Source organism: Polaromonas sp. AER18D-145 (assembly GCF_002379095.1).
Lineage (GTDB): Bacteria > Pseudomonadota > Gammaproteobacteria > Burkholderiales > Burkholderiaceae_C > Polaromonas.
The window spans coordinates 68109-83544 of sequence record NZ_NBZV01000009.1 but is presented as its reverse complement, the minus strand read 5'-3'; the positions used below and the strand labels follow the sequence as shown (position 1 = coordinate 83544).

The 15436-nt window shown below is 64.4% G+C and carries 14 protein-coding genes; 5 read left to right on the top strand and 9 right to left on the bottom strand.

Annotated elements, in window-relative coordinates; genetic code table 11:
* Positions 1-12: 12 nt before the first annotated feature.
* The 4 genes from B7G52_RS07175 to B7G52_RS07160 all read left to right on the top strand — a co-directional run bounded on the left by B7G52_RS07175 (position 13) and on the right by B7G52_RS07160 (position 3874).
* Complete coding sequence (locus B7G52_RS07175; RefSeq protein WP_096696934.1) at positions 13-513, top strand: MarR family winged helix-turn-helix transcriptional regulator; 501 nt, start codon at positions 13-15, stop codon at positions 511-513.
* Between the two features lie 214 nt (positions 514-727).
* On the top strand, positions 728-1402 hold the full coding sequence (locus B7G52_RS07170) for a response regulator transcription factor (protein WP_096666079.1): 675 nt from the start codon (positions 728-730) through the stop codon (positions 1400-1402).
* A gap of 139 nt (positions 1403-1541) precedes the next feature.
* Complete coding sequence (locus tag B7G52_RS07165; protein ID WP_170954703.1) at positions 1542-2978, top strand: sensor histidine kinase; 1437 nt, start codon at positions 1542-1544, stop codon at positions 2976-2978.
* Positions 2979-3040: 62 nt separating this feature from the next.
* Positions 3041-3874 (top strand): gamma-glutamyl-gamma-aminobutyrate hydrolase family protein, encoded by an 834-nt coding sequence (locus B7G52_RS07160; protein WP_240523354.1) that lies wholly within the window; start codon positions 3041-3043, stop codon positions 3872-3874.
* A gap of 139 nt (positions 3875-4013) precedes the next feature.
* Here the strand turns inward: B7G52_RS07160 and B7G52_RS07155 are convergent, their stop codons facing one another.
* The 7 genes from B7G52_RS07155 to B7G52_RS07125 form a co-directional block, all read right to left on the bottom strand.
* The gene (locus B7G52_RS07155) at positions 4014-4808 is read right to left on the bottom strand and encodes an ABC transporter ATP-binding protein (protein ID WP_096696932.1); all 795 of its coding nucleotides are present in this window, start codon (positions 4806-4808) and stop codon (positions 4014-4016) included.
* A complete protein-coding gene (locus tag B7G52_RS07150; protein ID WP_096696931.1) occupies positions 4805-5872 on the bottom strand; it encodes a dihydrodipicolinate synthase family protein in 1068 nt (355 codons plus the stop codon). Before B7G52_RS07150 ends, B7G52_RS07155 begins: the two co-directional genes overlap by 4 nt.
* Positions 5873-5901: 29 nt before the next feature.
* Positions 5902-6747 carry a GNAT family N-acetyltransferase gene (locus B7G52_RS07145; protein WP_096696930.1) on the bottom strand — a complete coding sequence of 282 codons (846 nt, stop codon included), beginning with the start codon at positions 6745-6747 and terminating at the stop codon, positions 5902-5904.
* Positions 6734-7798, bottom strand: a complete 1065-nt coding sequence (locus tag B7G52_RS07140; RefSeq protein WP_096696929.1) for an NAD(P)-dependent oxidoreductase — start codon at positions 7796-7798, stop codon at positions 6734-6736. The genes B7G52_RS07145 and B7G52_RS07140 overlap by 14 nt, the downstream gene beginning before the upstream one ends.
* Positions 7795-8607 (bottom strand): ABC transporter permease, encoded by an 813-nt coding sequence (locus B7G52_RS07135; protein WP_096696969.1) that lies wholly within the window; start codon positions 8605-8607, stop codon positions 7795-7797. Before B7G52_RS07135 ends, B7G52_RS07140 begins: the two co-directional genes overlap by 4 nt.
* 123 nt (positions 8608-8730) lie before the next feature.
* Positions 8731-10098: an L-serine ammonia-lyase gene (locus B7G52_RS07130; RefSeq protein WP_096696928.1), complete on the bottom strand. Its 1368-nt coding sequence runs from the start codon at positions 10096-10098 to the stop codon at positions 8731-8733.
* Positions 10099-10144: 46 nt separating this feature from the next.
* A complete protein-coding gene (locus B7G52_RS07125) occupies positions 10145-10801 on the bottom strand; it encodes a TetR family transcriptional regulator (RefSeq protein ID WP_096696927.1) in 657 nt (218 codons plus the stop codon).
* Positions 10802-10879: 78 nt separating this feature from the next.
* On the opposite strand from B7G52_RS07125, the gene B7G52_RS07120 reads away from it, so the two are divergent.
* The gene (locus tag B7G52_RS07120) at positions 10880-11872 is read left to right on the top strand and encodes an ABC transporter substrate-binding protein (RefSeq protein WP_170954702.1); all 993 of its coding nucleotides are present in this window, start codon (positions 10880-10882) and stop codon (positions 11870-11872) included.
* 72 nt (positions 11873-11944) lie between these two features.
* Here the strand turns inward: B7G52_RS07120 and B7G52_RS07115 are convergent, their stop codons facing one another.
* Together B7G52_RS07115 and B7G52_RS07110 are read right to left on the bottom strand one after the other, a co-directional pair.
* Positions 11945-14899, bottom strand: a complete 2955-nt coding sequence (locus tag B7G52_RS07115) for a DNA topoisomerase III (RefSeq protein ID WP_096696926.1) — start codon at positions 14897-14899, stop codon at positions 11945-11947.
* Positions 14896-15414, bottom strand: coding sequence for a TlpA disulfide reductase family protein (locus B7G52_RS07110; protein ID WP_096696925.1), 519 nt, complete (start codon positions 15412-15414; stop codon positions 14896-14898). Before B7G52_RS07110 ends, B7G52_RS07115 begins: the two co-directional genes overlap by 4 nt.
* Between the last annotated feature and the right edge of the window lie 22 nt (positions 15415-15436).

The window sequence follows — 15436 nt, the reverse complement described above, 5'->3', positions numbered from 1 at the left end:
TATCATTTCTGCATGGATTCCAGCCCCGTTCCCGCACCCCTCAGCGCCCGCGCTGACGAGGAAAACTGGCGTCTCACCCACCTGGGCCGCCTGCTCGGCCACGCCCTGCGGCGTTTTGACGAGCGGGTGCTGGTGCTGATGGCGCGCAATGTGGATGTGCCGCTGGCGCTGTCCAACCTGGCGGCCCGTGCCCAGGTGGGTGCGGCGCACGTCCACATCACGCGGCACCTGGCGGTCAGTGGTTCGCGCCTGACCGACCTGGCGCAGAGCGCCGGCATGAGCAAGCAGGCCATGGGCGACCTGGTAGACCAGTGCGAAGCCTGGGGCCTGGTCACGCGCGAGCCCGACCCCTACGACAAACGTGCACGCATCGTGATGTTCACCGAATCGGGCCTGCTCTGGCTGCAGGCATTTCGCACGGCAGTCGCGCAAGCGGAAACCGAGTTCCGCCAGGCCGTAGGCACCGACGTCGCCACCGTGGTGGCGCTGGGGCTGGAAGCCTATGCCGGGTAGAAGAGCCCCCACGGTCGCTCACTATGCACAACTCCTGCGCGGCAAGACAGGGCAGGCATTGGCACAGCGCATTACACGTGAAAAGCGTGAGGGCTCAGCCAGTCAGCAAACCAGAGGGGATAAAAGCCTAAAATTTGAAAAACAGGCCACAGAGCCATTTCGCCCTGAGCGTTCCGCCGGACCGCGCGGGGGGCACCCCCGTCAGGAGACAAACATGCGCATATTGATTGCAGAAGATGACCAGGTCCTGGCCGATGGCTTGCTGCGTACGCTGCGAGCCTCTGGCGCGGCGGCCGACCACGTGGCCAGCGGCACCGAAGCCGATGCCGCGCTGATGACCAACACCGAGTTCGACCTCTTGATCCTGGACCTGGGCCTGCCGCGCATGCACGGACTGGAAGTGCTCAAGCGCCTACGCGCACGCGGCTCGGCCATGCCGGTGCTGATCCTCACCGCCGCCGACAGCGTCGAGGAGCGCGTCAAGGGCCTGGACTACGGCGCCGACGATTACATGGCCAAGCCTTTTTCCCTGCAGGAACTCGAAGCCCGCGTGCGCGCGCTGATCCGGCGCGGCATGGGCGGCGCCAGCAGCACCATCAAGCATGGACCGCTGGTGTACGACCAGGCCGGACGCGTGGCGACGATTGACGGGCAGATGCTGGAGCTGTCGGCACGCGAACTCGGCCTGCTGGAGGTGCTGCTGCAGCGCGCCGGCCGCCTGGTGAGCAAGGACCAGCTGGTCGAGCGCCTGTGCGAGTGGGGCGAGGAAGTCAGCAACAACGCGATCGAGGTCTACATCCACCGGCTGCGCAAGAAGATCGAAAAGGGCCCGGTGCGGATTGCGACGGTCCGCGGACTTGGTTATTGCCTGGAAAAGATACCAGGCTAGGTATGTGGCCCCCACGTTCGCTCGCTACGCGTAGCTCTCTGCCCCCCGAGGGGGCCGCTGCGCCTGCGGCCCGGCAAAGCCGGTTCCGCGGCCCCGGCTGGCGTGAAGACAACGCATACGCGTTTCCCGATCAGTGGCCTTGAGGCTTTTCCAGCGCGAACGGCGCAGCCTGTTCGGCGAGATCCTCGACTGGATGCTCACGCCGCTGCTGCTGCTGTGGCCGATCAGCCTGGCGCTGACCTGGCTGGTGGCGCAGAACATTGCCGGCAAGCCGTTTGACCGCGCGCTCGAGTACAACGTGCAGGCGCTGGCCAAGCTGATCGTGGTCAAGAACCGGCAGGTGCAGTTCAACCTGACCGCGCCGGCGCGCGAAATCCTGCGTGCCGATGACACCGACCTGGTGTTCTACCAGGTGCTGGGCGCGCGCGGTGAATACATCAGCGGCGAACACGATCTGCCCCTGCCGACGGACGAGGAAATGACCTTTGACGGCGAAGTGCGGCTGCGCGAGGACATCATGCAGGGGCAGGACGTGCGTGTGGCCTACACCTGGATCAAGACCGACGTACCGGGCGGCCACCCGGTCCTGGTGCAGGTGGCCGAGACACTGGAAAAGCGCAAGACGCTGGCCACCGAGATCGTCAAGGGCGTGATGGTGCCGCAGTTTGTCACGCTGCCGTTGGCCGTGCTGCTGGTCTGGCTGGCGCTGGTGCGCGGCATCAAGCCGCTGGACCAGCTGGAAAAACGCATACGCGCACGCAAGTCCGACGACATGAGCCCGCTCGACGAAAGCATCGTGCCCGAAGAGGTCGCCCCATTGGTGTCGTCCATCAACGACCTGCTGGGCCGGCTCAAGGTGCTGCTGACCACGCAGAAGCGCTTTCTCGCCGACGCCGCCCACCAGCTCAAGACCCCGCTGGCCGGACTGCGCATGCAGGCCGACCTGGCGCAGCGCGAAACCGACGCCGACGAACTGAAAAAATCCCTCAAACAGATCGGCCGCGCCAGCATCCGCGCCACCCACACCGTGAACCAGTTGCTGGCCCTGGCCCGCGCCGAAACCACCGGCCGCAGCCTGGCCAAGCAGCGGCTGGACCTGGTGCACATCCTGGCCGAGGCCATCCAGGACTCGGTGCCGCGGGCACTGGAAAAACGCATCGACCTCGGCTACGAAGGCCCGCCGGCCGGCGAGGCCGCCAACATGCTGGAAGCCAACCCCACCCTGCTCAAGGAGCTGGCGCGCAACCTGCTCGACAACGCGCTCAACTACACACCCGAGGGCGGGCAGGTCACGGTGCGGCTGCTGACCGACCGCTTCAGCGGCGTGGTGGTGCTGCAGGTCGAGGACTCGGGCCCGGGCATCCCGGCCGTCGAACGCGAGCTGGTGCTGCAGCCGTTTTACCGCGCACTCGGCACCAATGTCGACGGCTCGGGACTGGGGCTGGCCATCGTGGAGGAAATCGCCAAACAGCATGGCGCCACTGTCGCGGTCGATGACGCCATGCCCGGACACACGCCTCCGGGAACACGCATCACCGTCCGGTTCATGGGGTTTGCCGACCTGCCGCAGGAATAAAAGCCGGCGCGTCACTACACTGGGCACTGCCCCCGAACCGACGACCTGCCACTGGATCCGCGATGCGCAAAACGACAGCCATGAACAGCCAGCGCCACATGCGCACCCGGCTCAAGATCGGCCTCTCGGCCTGCTTTTCACACGCCGACCCGACGCGTTCGCTGTTCACCGGCAAAACCCTGCAGTACGTCGAGCAGACAGTCGCCCACTGGATCATGTCCTCGGGCGCGATGGTGGTGATGGTGCCCTGCCCGACCGGCGCCACGCAGCGCGGCGATGTGGGGTTTGACGACTACGCCCAGTGGCTCGACGGCCTGGTGCTGCACGGCGGCGCCGATGTCTGGCCCGGCAGCTACGGCGAAGAGCCGCTCGAAGAACGCTGGTCCGGCGACCGCGTGCGCGACGACTACGACAAGGCCATGGTCGCCTCCTTCGAAAAAGCCGGCAAGCCGGTGTTCGGCATCTGCCGCGGCCTGCAGCTGCTCAACGTGGCCTTCGGCGGCACGCTGTACCAGGACATCGCCACCCAGGTGCCCGAATCCTTCCTGCATCGCGACGCGGTGATCTACGACCAGAACTTCCACAGCGTGGAGATTGTGCAGGGCACGCAGTTGTCGAAGTTGTACCCCGGCGTTGAACGCGTGCGCGTCAACAGCATTCACCATCAGGGCATCAAGGACCTGGCGCCCGAGTTCGAGGCCGAGGCCTTCAGCGTGCCCGACGGCATGGTGGAAGCCATACGCCGCAAGGACCGGTCGAAAAGCTACATTGCGGCGCTGCAGTGGCACCCCGAGTTTCACCAGCCGGGGTCGGACACGATTGACGATGCGGCGGTGCTGGAAGATTTTCTTTCCGCGGTGGCGGCGGCGAAAGCAAGGCCCACGGCGCCCGCATGATGAACCGGCCCGTGCGGCAGGGTTGAGGCCAGAAATTCAGACAAAACTGGGCTGCAGTCCTTGGGAGACTTGCGCACCAAGCTATTGATTCAGTAGCGATTGACATCCGCACCGGCGGCCGGGTGGCCGCGGTGCCGGTTTACTCCACACCCAGCAGGTCGTAAATCCGCGTCACGTAGGCGCCAAAGGCGGGCGTCGTTTTGAGGTGCAGCTTGCGCGGCTCGGGCAGGTCGATGGCAAAAAAGTCGGCCATGCGCGCCGGTCCGGCGGTCAACACCGCGCAGTGCGAACCGAGAAACACCGCCTCCTGGATGCTGTGGGTCACCACCACAAAGGTCTTGCGGCTTTGCTCCCAGATGCGCAGCATCTCCAGATTCATTTTTTCGCGCGTCAGCGCATCCAGTGCGCCGAAGGGCTCGTCCATCAGCACCAGCTTGGGGTCGTGAATCAGGGCCCTGGCAATGGAGGCGCGCTGCTGCATGCCACCCGACAGCTCGTACGGGTGCTTGTCGGCAAAACCGGTCAGGCCCACCATCTCAAGCAGCCCATGTGCGCGTTCCACTGCCGCCTTGCGCGGCAGCCCGAGGATGTCGGCGGGCAGCAACACGTTGTCCAGGATGTTGCGCCACTTCAGCAGCAGCGGCTGCTGGAACACCATGCCTACGTCGCGCCCCGGGTTGAAGGCCGCGCCGCCGGGGCCGCCTATCTGCAGGGTGCCACCGTCGTGGCCATGCAGGCCGGCGAGTATCTTCAGCAGCGTGGACTTGCCGCAGCCCGAGGGCCCGACCAGCGACACCATGTCGCCCTCGTGGATGTCCAGGGTGACGTCGGAGATCGCGAGGAACTCCTGTGCGCCCTTGCGGTAGACCTTACGCAACTGGTTTATGCTGATCAGAGCCTCGCCCCGCACAGGAAGGCTGAAAGCCGCGCTCATGCCAACCACCGCTGCAGGTTCCTGCGCACAAAGGCGTCGTCGCCAAGGTCGCCGTGGGCCTGGTAGACGCGATCGATCTCACCGGTCTGGCCGGGGCCCAGGCCTTCGGCCGGGTCCAGGCACCAGATGCCTTCAAGCAGGCCCTGGCGCCGCAACACCTCGTGGCACCCGGCAATACAGCCATGGAAGTTGTTGGCCACGTCGAAGAAGGCGCTGTTGCAGTCGGTCACCCGCGAATCGAGCGCCAGCAGCTGCGGACTCAACACGCCGCCGTTGGCCGCCAGTTCGGCCTTGATCTGTGCCAGCTGGCTGACGGCGCTGGCCGTCCACACCGACCAGTGGCCCAGCAAGCCGCCGCGAAAACGCACGGTCACGGGCTGGCCGTCGCGCATGACGGCAAACGGCAGGGCCAGGTCGAGCACGATATGGTCATCGTTGCCGGTGTAGAGGAAAACGCGCTCCTCGGCACGTGCATCGACCAAGCCGCGCACCACGTCGATGCTGCGGTAGCGATTGAAGGGAGCGACCTTGATGGCCAGGGCGTTCGGGATCAGGGCGAAACGGCGCCAGAAATCACTGGACAACACCGGCCCGCCCACCACCGTCTGCAGGTAAAAACCAATCAGCGGGATCTCCTGCGCCACGGCTTCGCAGTGCGCAATCAACTCTTCCTCGGAAGAATGGGCCAGCGCCGCCAGGCTCAGCAGCCCGGCGTGGTAACCCAGCCCCACCGCGGTTTGCGCCTCGGTGCGCGCCTGGGCCGTACTGCCGCACAGGCCGGCAATCATGACCATGGGACGGCTGGACCAGGCCAGCCGGTCTTCCATGGCGGCGCGCAACACCGGTTCGTACAGGCCACGCTCGCGGATGCTGAACTGGGTGGTGTGGACGCCCACGGCGAGGCCGCCGGCGCCGGCATCCACGTAATAACGCGTCAGCGCGCGCTGGCGCTGGCGATCGAACTGGCGCCCGGCATCGAGTGCCAGCGGGTGCGCGGGAATCACCGTGCCTTGCGCCAGCAGTGCCAGCACGTCTTCAGGCAGGTCGGATCGTTTCAAGGGCATGGGAACTCCTGTGTCTGTGGTGCAGCGGCTTATCCGAATTCCGGGCCCGCAATCGCGTGAATGAAATGGGTCTGTCCCTGCAATGGCTGGTCGCCCAGCACCATGCGCATGAAACTGCGCTGCGGCGTGAAGCCGGCGTCGTGAAGCTGGCGGGCCAGCAAGGCGCGTTCATCGGGTACATCGATGAAAACCGGGCCCGCCAAGCCCTGCACGGCGCGTGTCATCAGTTCGGCGGCGCTGGCTTTATTGAGCGCCAGCAAAGGGCCGATCTGGTGCGCGATGCGCCCGCGGCGCACGATGGCAAAACCCTCGCTGCTGCGCACACAGGCAGCGTCCGGCCGCGCCAGCAAATCCGCCAGTAGTGCATGGCGTGGCGCACCCAGCGCCTGCGCATCCAGCGCGGCCAACGCTTCCGCGTCGGGAAGCTGCTGGCTGCGCGCGGCCGGCACGGCCTGCGGCCGGGCAGCGCGTTGCCAGCGTGTCAACCCGTACACCGGCGCAAAACCGAACTGGCTGTAGAGGCGCTGGCCGTCGGGTGTGGCGTCCAGGCAGGCGGTGCGCCCGGCGGCTTTCACCAGGGCCAGGCAGTGCAAAAACACCGCGCGGCCCAGGCCCCGGCCGCGAAGATCGCTCGCCACCAGGATCATGCTGATCCAGACGACTTGCGGGCCATGGGGCAACACCGCGCCGCTGGCAACGATGCGGCCCTGCGCATCACGCACGACGCAGACCGTGCCTTCGCGCGAAAAAATCGCCCAGTCCTGCGGCGTCTGGTTCCAGCCACTTTGCAGCACCAGGGCGTCCAGCCCGGCCTGCACGACGGGTGTCAGCGGCCCCAGCGTTTCGACGACGACGGCCGCTTCAGTATTTGCCATCGCGTGATTCGAACTTGGTCGGCTTGCCGTAGAGGCGCTGCTCGCGGGAAATCCAGTCCGCCACCCAGCCGATCTGGCGCGACAGCGATACACGCGGGTAGCCGAACAGGCGCTCGGCCTCGCCGGTGTTCATGAGCCAGGCGGTGGGCGCTTCCTCGCCGACGATGTGGGCGGGCTTGCCGAAGCGGCGCGCAAACTCCTGGGCCAGCCAGCGGATGGAGGTGGTCTCGGGCCCGCTCACGTTCAGGGGCGAGGTCGGCACGGTCGCGACGGCCAGGCAGCGCAGGGCCTGCGCGTTGGCGTCGCCTTGCCAGATCACGTTGACGTGCCCCATGGTTACGTCAATCTGCTCGCCGTGCCACACCTTGGTGGCCACATCGGCCAGCACGCCATAACGCAGGTCAATCGCGTAGCTCAGGCGGAACAGGCGGCCCGGCGTGCCATGAACCTGCGAGAAATATTCGAACATGCGCTCACGCCCGACACAGGAGTTGGCGTATTCGCCGGGGGGGCTCAGGGACGAGTCTTCGGCGGAGCCTTGGCTGATGACCGGCACAAAGGGATAGACACAGGCGGTGGAAAAAGCCACGATGCGCGCCGTTTTGAAGGTCTCGGCGACCAGAGCCGGCACATGGGCGTTCATGGCCCAGGTCAGCGGGTTGTTGGCGTCGGCGCCGAACTTGCGTCCGGCCATGAACACCACATTGGCGCACTGCGGCAAGGCGGCCACGGCAGCGCGGTCCAGCAGGTCGCAGCTGATGGTTTCGATGCCGTGTTTTTCCAGCATCTCCCGCACACCGGGTTCGCTGAAGCGGGCCACGGCGATCACACGGCGCCCGGGCATGGCATTACGCGCCAGGCGCGCCAGGGTGGGTCCCATTTTTCCGCCCACACCCAGAATCATCAGGTCGCCATCGAGGCGCACCAGATCACGGACCAGATCAAGCGAGGGCGTGGCTAGGTAGTCCTCCAGGGCCTGCTCGTCGGCAAAACTTTCGGGAAAGGGCAGGTCCTCCAGCACGGTAGGGGAGGTATTTGACAGGTGAGTCATTGAATTCTTGCGTCTTGAGTGATGAAGAGCCGCTCCAGCAGGAGGACCAGCAGGTAAAGCAGCACGCCCAGCCCGGTGATGAGCAACACGGCCATGAAGACGGCGGGGGTGTCGAGCGAGGCCTGCAGCTGGATCATCAGGTAACCCAGGCCCTTGTCGGAAGCGATGAACTCCCCGACAACAGCGCCTGCGACCGCCAGGATGGTGGCGACTTTCATCCCGGAAAACACGTAAGGCAGGGAGCCCGGCAGCTGGATGTAGCGAAACAGCTGCCAGCGTGAGCCCTTAAGCGCGCGCACCAGGTCGAGCAGCTCGGGCTCGGTCTCATTGAGGCCACGAATGGTGGTCAGCAGGATCGGGAAGAAGCAAAGGCTGAAGGTGATCAGGATATTGGTGCCTATGCCGTAGCTGAACCAGACGATGACCAGCGGCCCGAGCGCCACCTTGGGAATCATGTTCAGCGTGACCAGCACCGGAAACACCAGCAGCGTGAGCCGGCGGCTGGTGATGAACAGCAAGGCGCACAGGATGCCCAGCACCAGCCCCAAGGCATAGCCGCCGAAAATCTCGATCGCCGTGACCGTGGTGTTGCTGAGCCAGCTCAGATTGGTGTTGGCAAGGGTCGCCAGCACGCGCGAGGGCGCCGGAAGGATGAAGGACTGGATGGCGAAAATGCGCACCACGGCTTCCCAGAGCAACACGCCGGCCAGATGGATGCCCACAATGATTCCCCAGCGCCGCCAGGGTGGCCCGCTGCCGTCCGACTCCGGTGCAACAGCCAACGCCACACCATCGAGGAGAGCCTTCATGTGAATTCCTTCGCGCAAACAGTCATTCGCGAATAATAGATTTGCCTCGACTTGTTGTCAACCAACTAGTTGAATTAATTTCAGCTCAACATGCGCAGCCGGCAGCGCGCGGGACGCGCGGGACTAACACTCGATAACGTTGACCGCCAGGCCGCCGCGCGAAGTCTCCTTGTACTTGGTCTTCATGTCGGCGCCTGTCTCACGCATGGTCTTGATGACCTGGTCCAGCGACACCGAATGGCTGCCGTCACCGCGCAGCGCCATGCGCGCGGCATTGATGGCTTTGGTCGCTCCCATGGCGTTGCGCTCTATGCAGGGCACCTGCACCAGGCCACCCACCGGATCGCAGGTCAGGCCCAGGTTGTGCTCCATGCCGATCTCCGCGGCGTTCTCCACCTGTGCCGGTGTGCCGCCCAGCACCTCGGCCAGCGCACCCGCAGCCATCGAAGAAGCCACGCCAACCTCGCCCTGGCAGCCCACTTCGGCGCCTGAGAGCGAAGCGTTTTCCTTATACAGGAGGGCAATCGCTGCAGCCGTCAGCAAAAAGCGCTCCACGCCTTCGGCATTCGCCCCATGGATGAAGCGGGTGTAGTAATGCAGCACCGCCGGGATGATGCCGGCCGCGCCGTTGGTCGGCGCCGTCACGACGCGCCCGCCGCCGGCGTTTTCCTCGTTGACGGCCAAGGCATAAAGGCTCACCCAGTCAAGCACCACCAAGGGATCGGTCAGCCCGGCCTGGGGCTGGCTGTGCAGCTGACGCAGCAGGTCGGGGGCCCGGCGCTTGAGACGCATGGGCCCGGGCAACACACCCTCCTGGGCGCACCCGCTGCGCACACATTCCTGCATCACGGTCCAGATACGCGCCAGACCAGCCGAGGTATCGCTATCCGGCCGCAACGCCGCTTCATTGGCGCGCATCAGCGCGCTGACGGACAGGCCCTGCGCATGGCACAGGCCCAGAAGCTGGTCACCTGTGGTGAAAAGGTAAGGCACAGGCGCGCCAAGCTCCACCAGCGCCTGGTCGCCGTCATCCACCACAAAGCCGCCGCCCACCGAGTAATAGTCACGCGTGCACAGCACGGCACCGTCGGCAGACAGGGCGGCAAAACGCATGCCGTTAGGATGAAACGGCAGGCTTTTGCGGTAGTACAGCAGGTGTTCAGCTTCGACAAAACGCACGGTGTGGGTGCCCTGCAGGCGCAGGCTCTGGTCGCTGCGAATCTGCGCCAGCCGGGCATCCATCGTTGACGTGTCCACGCGGTCCGGCTCCTCGCCCAGCAGCCCCAGAATCACGGCTTTTCCACTGCCATGGCCCTTGCCGGTAGCGCCCAGCGAGCCATAAAGCTCGGTTCGCACTGCGGCGGTTTGCTCGAGCAGCCCGCCCTGCTCCAGGCAGCGCACAAAACGGGCAGCAGCGCGCATGGGGCCTACCGTGTGCGAACTCGACGGGCCGATACCAATCTTGAAGACATCCAGGACACTGAGGGTCATCGCCGGGCCGGATCCACGGTACAAGGGTGCATGGGGCGTCAGGGCCTCAGGGCCTCAGGGCGTTGAGCGCAAAGTCGATCACATGGCGACGGCGTTGCACCAGGGCACCGCGCGAGCCCAGCGGCTTGCCGAAGATGGCCGAAAGCGTATGGTTGTTCGAAAAGAAGAAATACGAAATGCCGGCGACGGAGATATAGAGGTTGATCGCGTCAAAGTCAGAACGGAATACCCCCGCGGCCACGCCACGCTTGAGCGTGGCTTCCAGCATCTCGATGAAGGGCGAGTGCATCTTCTGCAGGCGCTCGGATGCCAGGATGTGACTGCCCTGGTTGCGGTTCTCGTCGGTCAGCAGCGCGATGAATTCCGGATGCTCAGCGAGGTAGTCAAATGAGAATCCCACGAGCTGGGCCATGGCCTCCATGGGCTCCAGCGCCCCCAGTGACAGCTTCTGCTCCTTTTCCCGTATTTCGGCGTAAACCGACTCCAGCGCCACAAGGTAAAGCCCCTGCTTACTGTCGAAATAGTGGTAGACCAGCTGCTTGTTGACACCCGCCGCCGCCGCGATCTCGTCCACACGCGCTCCGGCAAAGCCCTTGCGCGAGAACTCCGCCACGGCAGCCGCGATGAGGGCTGCCCTGGCGACCGAGGCATCGCGCCTGGGCGTCTGCAGTGCAGGCTCAGGAGTTTTCAATAAAGTGGCCATATTTGCTTCTCAACCAAACAGTTGGTAATATAAACTGGAAAGCGCCCAATCCGATCAATCATTTCTGGAGTTGAACCCATGCGAAGTCTAGTGAAATCCGCCGCCACCGTATTGTTGGCGACAAGCGCCTCCTTTGCCATGGCGGCAGACCCCATGAGCCTGATGTTGAACTGGACCCCTACGGCTGATCATTCGCCGATCTACTACGCAAAATCCAAAGGCTGGTACAGCGACGCAGGGATCGACCTCAAGATCGAGGCCGGCAGGGGCTCTGGCGTGGCAGCGCAACGCGTGGGCTCGGGCGGCGCCGACGTCGGTATTGCCGACCTTCCCACAGCCATGCAGGCCAAAGGCAAAGGCGCAGACCTCAAGGCAGTCATGGTGATTTACGCCAATTCCCCGCAAGGCTTTTACTGGCTCAAATCGTCCGGAATCAATGGCCCCAAGGACTTTGCCGGACGCAAGATCGGCAACCCACCCGGCGATGCCTCGCGCCTGATGTGGCCCGCCTTCGCCAAAAAAATCGGCTTGGCGCCGACCGCCGTGACCTTTGTGAATATCAGCCCTCCGGCCAAGGTCGCCGCGCTGAAAAGCAAGTCGGTCGACATCATCAGCGACTTCTACAACGAACATGACCTGAAGGTTCGCGAATTCGGCGCCGACCTGGGCTTTGTGGCTTGGCGCTCGATCGGCGTCAATGTGTATGGCAATGCGTTTGTGGTCAACGGCGCCTATCTGGCCGCCAATACGGAACGCATCAGGAAATTTGTCGCCGTGACGCAACGCGCTTATGCGGAATGCGTCAAGGATTTTTCCCCCTGCCTGCAGGCGCTGACCGCCGATGTCAGCGGCTTGAGCCCGGACAACCAGCGCGACCAGTGGGAACGCATCAAGCAACTGATGCGGGACGACGCCACGACCAAGGTTGCCCTGGGCAGCTTTGACAACGCTCGCGTGAAGGCCGACTATGACTTGGTGAAAGACCTGATTGGCATCGACAAGCCGTTCGAGCCGGCAGCCATGTTCACCAACGAGTTCCTCGACCAGAAACTGCGCATGACCGCAAACTGATGGCCCTCTGACACCTTTCCGCTGCCCACCGGCCATCCACGGTCGGCCCTCGGGCAGCGGAGAACCTGCGCGTCAGCTCAGGTGCTTACCGACAATTCCCGCCAACTCAAACATCGTCACCTGCGGCTTGCCGAACACGGCCAGCAGCTTGGCATCGGCGTTGATGGCGCGTTTGTTCGCCGCGTCCTGCAGGCCTTCGGCCTTGATGTAATCCCACAGCTTCTTGATGACCTGGGTGCGGGCCACCGGCTCGGCGCCTATCACCGCGGCCAATGCGTCGCTGGGTTTCAGGCCGCTGCCTGGCTTGGCCACGCGCGCCACTTTCGGCTTGGCGGTTTTGGCAGCCGGCGCTTTTTTCGCCGCGACTTTCTTGGCGGCCACCTTTTTGGTGGCGGGCCCGGCCGCTTTTTTGGCTGCCACGGTTTTCCCGAACGGCGTTTTCACCGTGCCGGTCCGCGGCGGGCCAGCGGTTTTGCGCGGCGGGAACTTGGACGGCGCAAACTCGAAGTTCACCTTGCCGGCTTCGGCATCCCAGGCCAGCATGGCCTTGAAGGGCCGGCGCGTGCGCATGGAGACGAACTTGTCGAGCAGGTCGGTCTTGCCGGTCGTGAGCAGCTTGACCATCTGCTCGCGCTCGACCGGCTGCTGCAGGATCATCTGGCCGGTCTTGAAGTCGCAGCTCGGCGTTGGCTGCGCGTTGGTCGGCACCGACTTTTCGCAGACGTAATTCTTGCCGTGTTCAAACACGCCGGCGCCGCACTTGGGGCAGGCGCCCAGCGACTGCTGGCCTGAAAAATCGACGATCTCGCCGGTTTCGCCGGCCTTGTCGTCGCCGAAATCAAACTCGAGCTTGTAGTTCTTCGTCTCTTCGTCGAACTTGATGACCATCTCGGCCGTGAATGGCCAGCCGGCCTTGGAGCGGAAGCCGTCCAGCGGCCCGATCCGCTTGTCGCGCAGGAACTGCTCGACCTCGGCCACCTCGAAGGTGCGCCCGGCCGGCGTCTTGCCGAATGAAAAGCCGCAGCCTTCGCCGCTTTTGCCGGTGCAGGTGTAGCGGCGGTAGTTTTCCTTGATGACGCCGCCGCAATTGGGGCAGGGCGCGCTCAGGGTGGCGTAGTCACCGGGGATGGTGTCCTTGTCGTAACCCTTGGCCTTGGCGACCAGGTTTTTGGTCATGTCGGCAATCTCGGCCATGAAGGTCTCGCGGCTGAGCTTGCCTTTTTCCATTTGCGCGAGCTTGTGCTCCCAGTCGCCAGTCAGGTCGGCGCGTGAGAGCTCTTCCACGCCCAGGCCGCGCAGCAGGGTCATGAGCTGAAAGGCCTTGGCCGTCGGGATCAGCTCGCGGCCTTCGCGCAGCATGTACTTCTCGTTGATCAGTCCCTCGATGGTGGCGGCGCGGGTGGCTGGCGTGCCCAGGCCTTTTTCCTGCATGGCTTCGCGCAACTCGTCGTCGTCAATCGTCTTGCCTGCGCCTTCCATGGCGCCCAACAGCGTCGCCTCGGAATAGCGGGCCGGTGGCCGGGTTTTCAGGCCCTTGGCCTCCACCACTTCAGCGCGCACCATCTCGCCCGGTTTGACCGCCACCAGGGTCTTGCTGTCTTTCTCGTCTGTATTTTCGTCTTCGGCTTCCTTGCCGTAAATCGCCAGCCAGCCCGGCTTGACCAGCACCTTGCCTTCAGTCTTGAAGCTGTGGCCGACCGACTGCGAAATGCGCGTCGTCACCAGATATTCAGCACTCGGGAAAAACACCGCCAGGAAGCGGCGCACCACCAGGTCATACAGCTTTTGCTCAGCGTCGCTCAAGCCGCTGGGCGCCTGCAACGTTGGGATAATCGCAAAGTGATCACTCACCTTGCTGTTGTCAAAAATGCGTTTACTGGGCTTGATGTAATTGCCCTTGAGCGCGGTGGCGGCATGCGGCGCCAGGTGTTTCATGGGGCTGGCCGCCAGCATTTCAAAGGTCTGTTTGACCACCGGCACATAGTCTTCCGGCAGCGCGCGAGAGTCGGTACGCGGGTAGGTCAGGGCCTTGTGGCGCTCATAAAGGCTTTGCGCAATCGACAGCGTGGTCTTGGCGGAAAAGCCGAACTTGCCGTTGGCCTCGCGCTGCAGCGAGGTCAAGTCAAACAGCAGGCCCGATGCCTGTGTGGTCGGTTTGCTTTCCTCAGTAACCGTCGCCGCCTTGCCGCGCACGGCGTCGGCAATCGCCAGCGCCTCGCGTTCGGACCAGACGCGGTCGGCTTTCAGCTCGGCATCGGGCTCGGCGTTGTCGGCATTCGCGGCGGCCTTCTTCCACTTCGGGTCAAACCACTTGGCCGGGTACTCGCCGGCTTCGGCCAGAAAACTCGCGTGGATTTCCCAGTAGTCCCGGGAGACGAACTTGCGGATTTTTTCCTCGCGCTCGACCACCACCGACAAGGTCGGCGTCTGGACACGCCCCACGGTCGTCAGAAAGAAGCCGCCGTCGCGCGAATTGAAGGCCGTCATGGCGCGCGTGCCGTTGATGCCGACCATCCAGTCGGCCTCCGAGCGGCAGCGCGCCGCATCGGCCAGCGGCAGCATCTGCGCATCGCTGCGCAGGCTGTCAAAACCTTCGCGGATTGCGGCCGGCGTCATGGACTGCAGCCACAGCCGCTTGACCGGGTGCGCGCTCTTGGCGTACTGCTGGATCAGGCGGAAGATCAGCTCGCCCTCGCGGCCCGCGTCGCAGGCGTTGACGAGGGCGCCCACGTCCTTGCGCTTGGTCAGCTTGACGATGGCATTGAGCCGCGTCTTGGTCTTGTCCATCGGCTTCAGGTCGAAGTAGGGCGGGATCACCGGCAGGTTGGCAAAACTCCACTTGCCGCGCTTGACGTCAAACTCCTCCGGCGCCTGGATTTCCACCAGGTGGCCGACGGCCGAGGTGACCAGCCAGTCGTCGCTCTCAAAGTACTCGTCGTGCTTTTCAAACTTGCCCACGGTCGGCGTCATGGCCCGCACAATGTCCTGTGCGACCGAGGGTTTTTCTGCAATCACCAGCGTTTTCATAAGTACTTCTTCAAACCTTCTACATCTGCGGGGAACATTTCCCCGGCTTCGGCAAACAGCACTTTTCCGCGCTTGCCACTGACTTTCACAACCACCACCACCGGCAGACCGTCCGGTTTGGGCAGCACTTTGGCCAGGTCGGGGGTCAGCATCCCGGCGGGAAAGCTGTAGCCCCGGGCCTTCATATAGTTGACCGCCGCAGCGGCATCCTTATCAATCGACAGCGCCAGAACCTCCAGGCCCCGCGCCTTCTGCGCCCGCCATAAAGCCTCGATGTGGGGCGACTGAACCGCACAAAAAGGGCACCAGCTGGCCCACCAGTACACCACAAGCACCTTTCCCTGCACCTGCTCGGGCGTCCAGGGGCGTCCGTCCAGCAGGCTCAGGGCCGGCAAGGCCAGGGTACTGCCGACCTCGGGCAGGGGGCTGTCCGAGCCCCTGGCCCACGCGGGCAGCCCCCAGCCCGCAGCGGCCAGCGCGGCGACGGATCCGAGGGCCTTGCGGCGGTTCAACATGGCTTGTTCCTTGCGTGCTTCA

What these genes read in the sequence shown, in the direction of transcription:
- B7G52_RS07175 (WP_096696934.1), top strand. Translation starts at nt 13, where the DNA reads ATGGATTCCAGCCCCGTTCCCGCACCCCTCAGCGCCCGCGCTGACGAG.
- B7G52_RS07170 (WP_096666079.1), top strand. Translation starts at nt 728, where the DNA reads ATGCGCATATTGATTGCAGAAGATGACCAGGTCCTGGCCGATGGCTTG.
- B7G52_RS07160 (WP_240523354.1), top strand. Translation starts at nt 3,041, where the DNA reads ATGCGCAAAACGACAGCCATGAACAGCCAGCGCCACATGCGCACCCGG.
- B7G52_RS07155 (WP_096696932.1), bottom strand. Translation starts at nt 4,808, where the DNA reads ATGAGCGCGGCTTTCAGCCTTCCTGTGCGGGGCGAGGCTCTGATCAGC.
- B7G52_RS07150 (WP_096696931.1), bottom strand. Translation starts at nt 5,872, where the DNA reads ATGCCCTTGAAACGATCCGACCTGCCTGAAGACGTGCTGGCACTGCTG.
- B7G52_RS07145 (WP_096696930.1), bottom strand. Translation starts at nt 6,747, where the DNA reads ATGGCAAATACTGAAGCGGCCGTCGTCGTCGAAACGCTGGGGCCGCTG.
- B7G52_RS07140 (WP_096696929.1), bottom strand. Translation starts at nt 7,798, where the DNA reads ATGACTCACCTGTCAAATACCTCCCCTACCGTGCTGGAGGACCTGCCC.
- B7G52_RS07135 (WP_096696969.1), bottom strand. Translation starts at nt 8,607, where the DNA reads ATGAAGGCTCTCCTCGATGGTGTGGCGTTGGCTGTTGCACCGGAGTCG.
- B7G52_RS07130 (WP_096696928.1), bottom strand. Translation starts at nt 10,098, where the DNA reads ATGACCCTCAGTGTCCTGGATGTCTTCAAGATTGGTATCGGCCCGTCG.
- B7G52_RS07125 (WP_096696927.1), bottom strand. Translation starts at nt 10,801, where the DNA reads ATGGCCACTTTATTGAAAACTCCTGAGCCTGCACTGCAGACGCCCAGG.
- B7G52_RS07120 (WP_170954702.1), top strand. Translation starts at nt 10,880, where the DNA reads ATGCGAAGTCTAGTGAAATCCGCCGCCACCGTATTGTTGGCGACAAGC.
- B7G52_RS07115 (WP_096696926.1), bottom strand. Translation starts at nt 14,899, where the DNA reads ATGAAAACGCTGGTGATTGCAGAAAAACCCTCGGTCGCACAGGACATT.
- B7G52_RS07110 (WP_096696925.1), bottom strand. Translation starts at nt 15,414, where the DNA reads ATGTTGAACCGCCGCAAGGCCCTCGGATCCGTCGCCGCGCTGGCCGCT.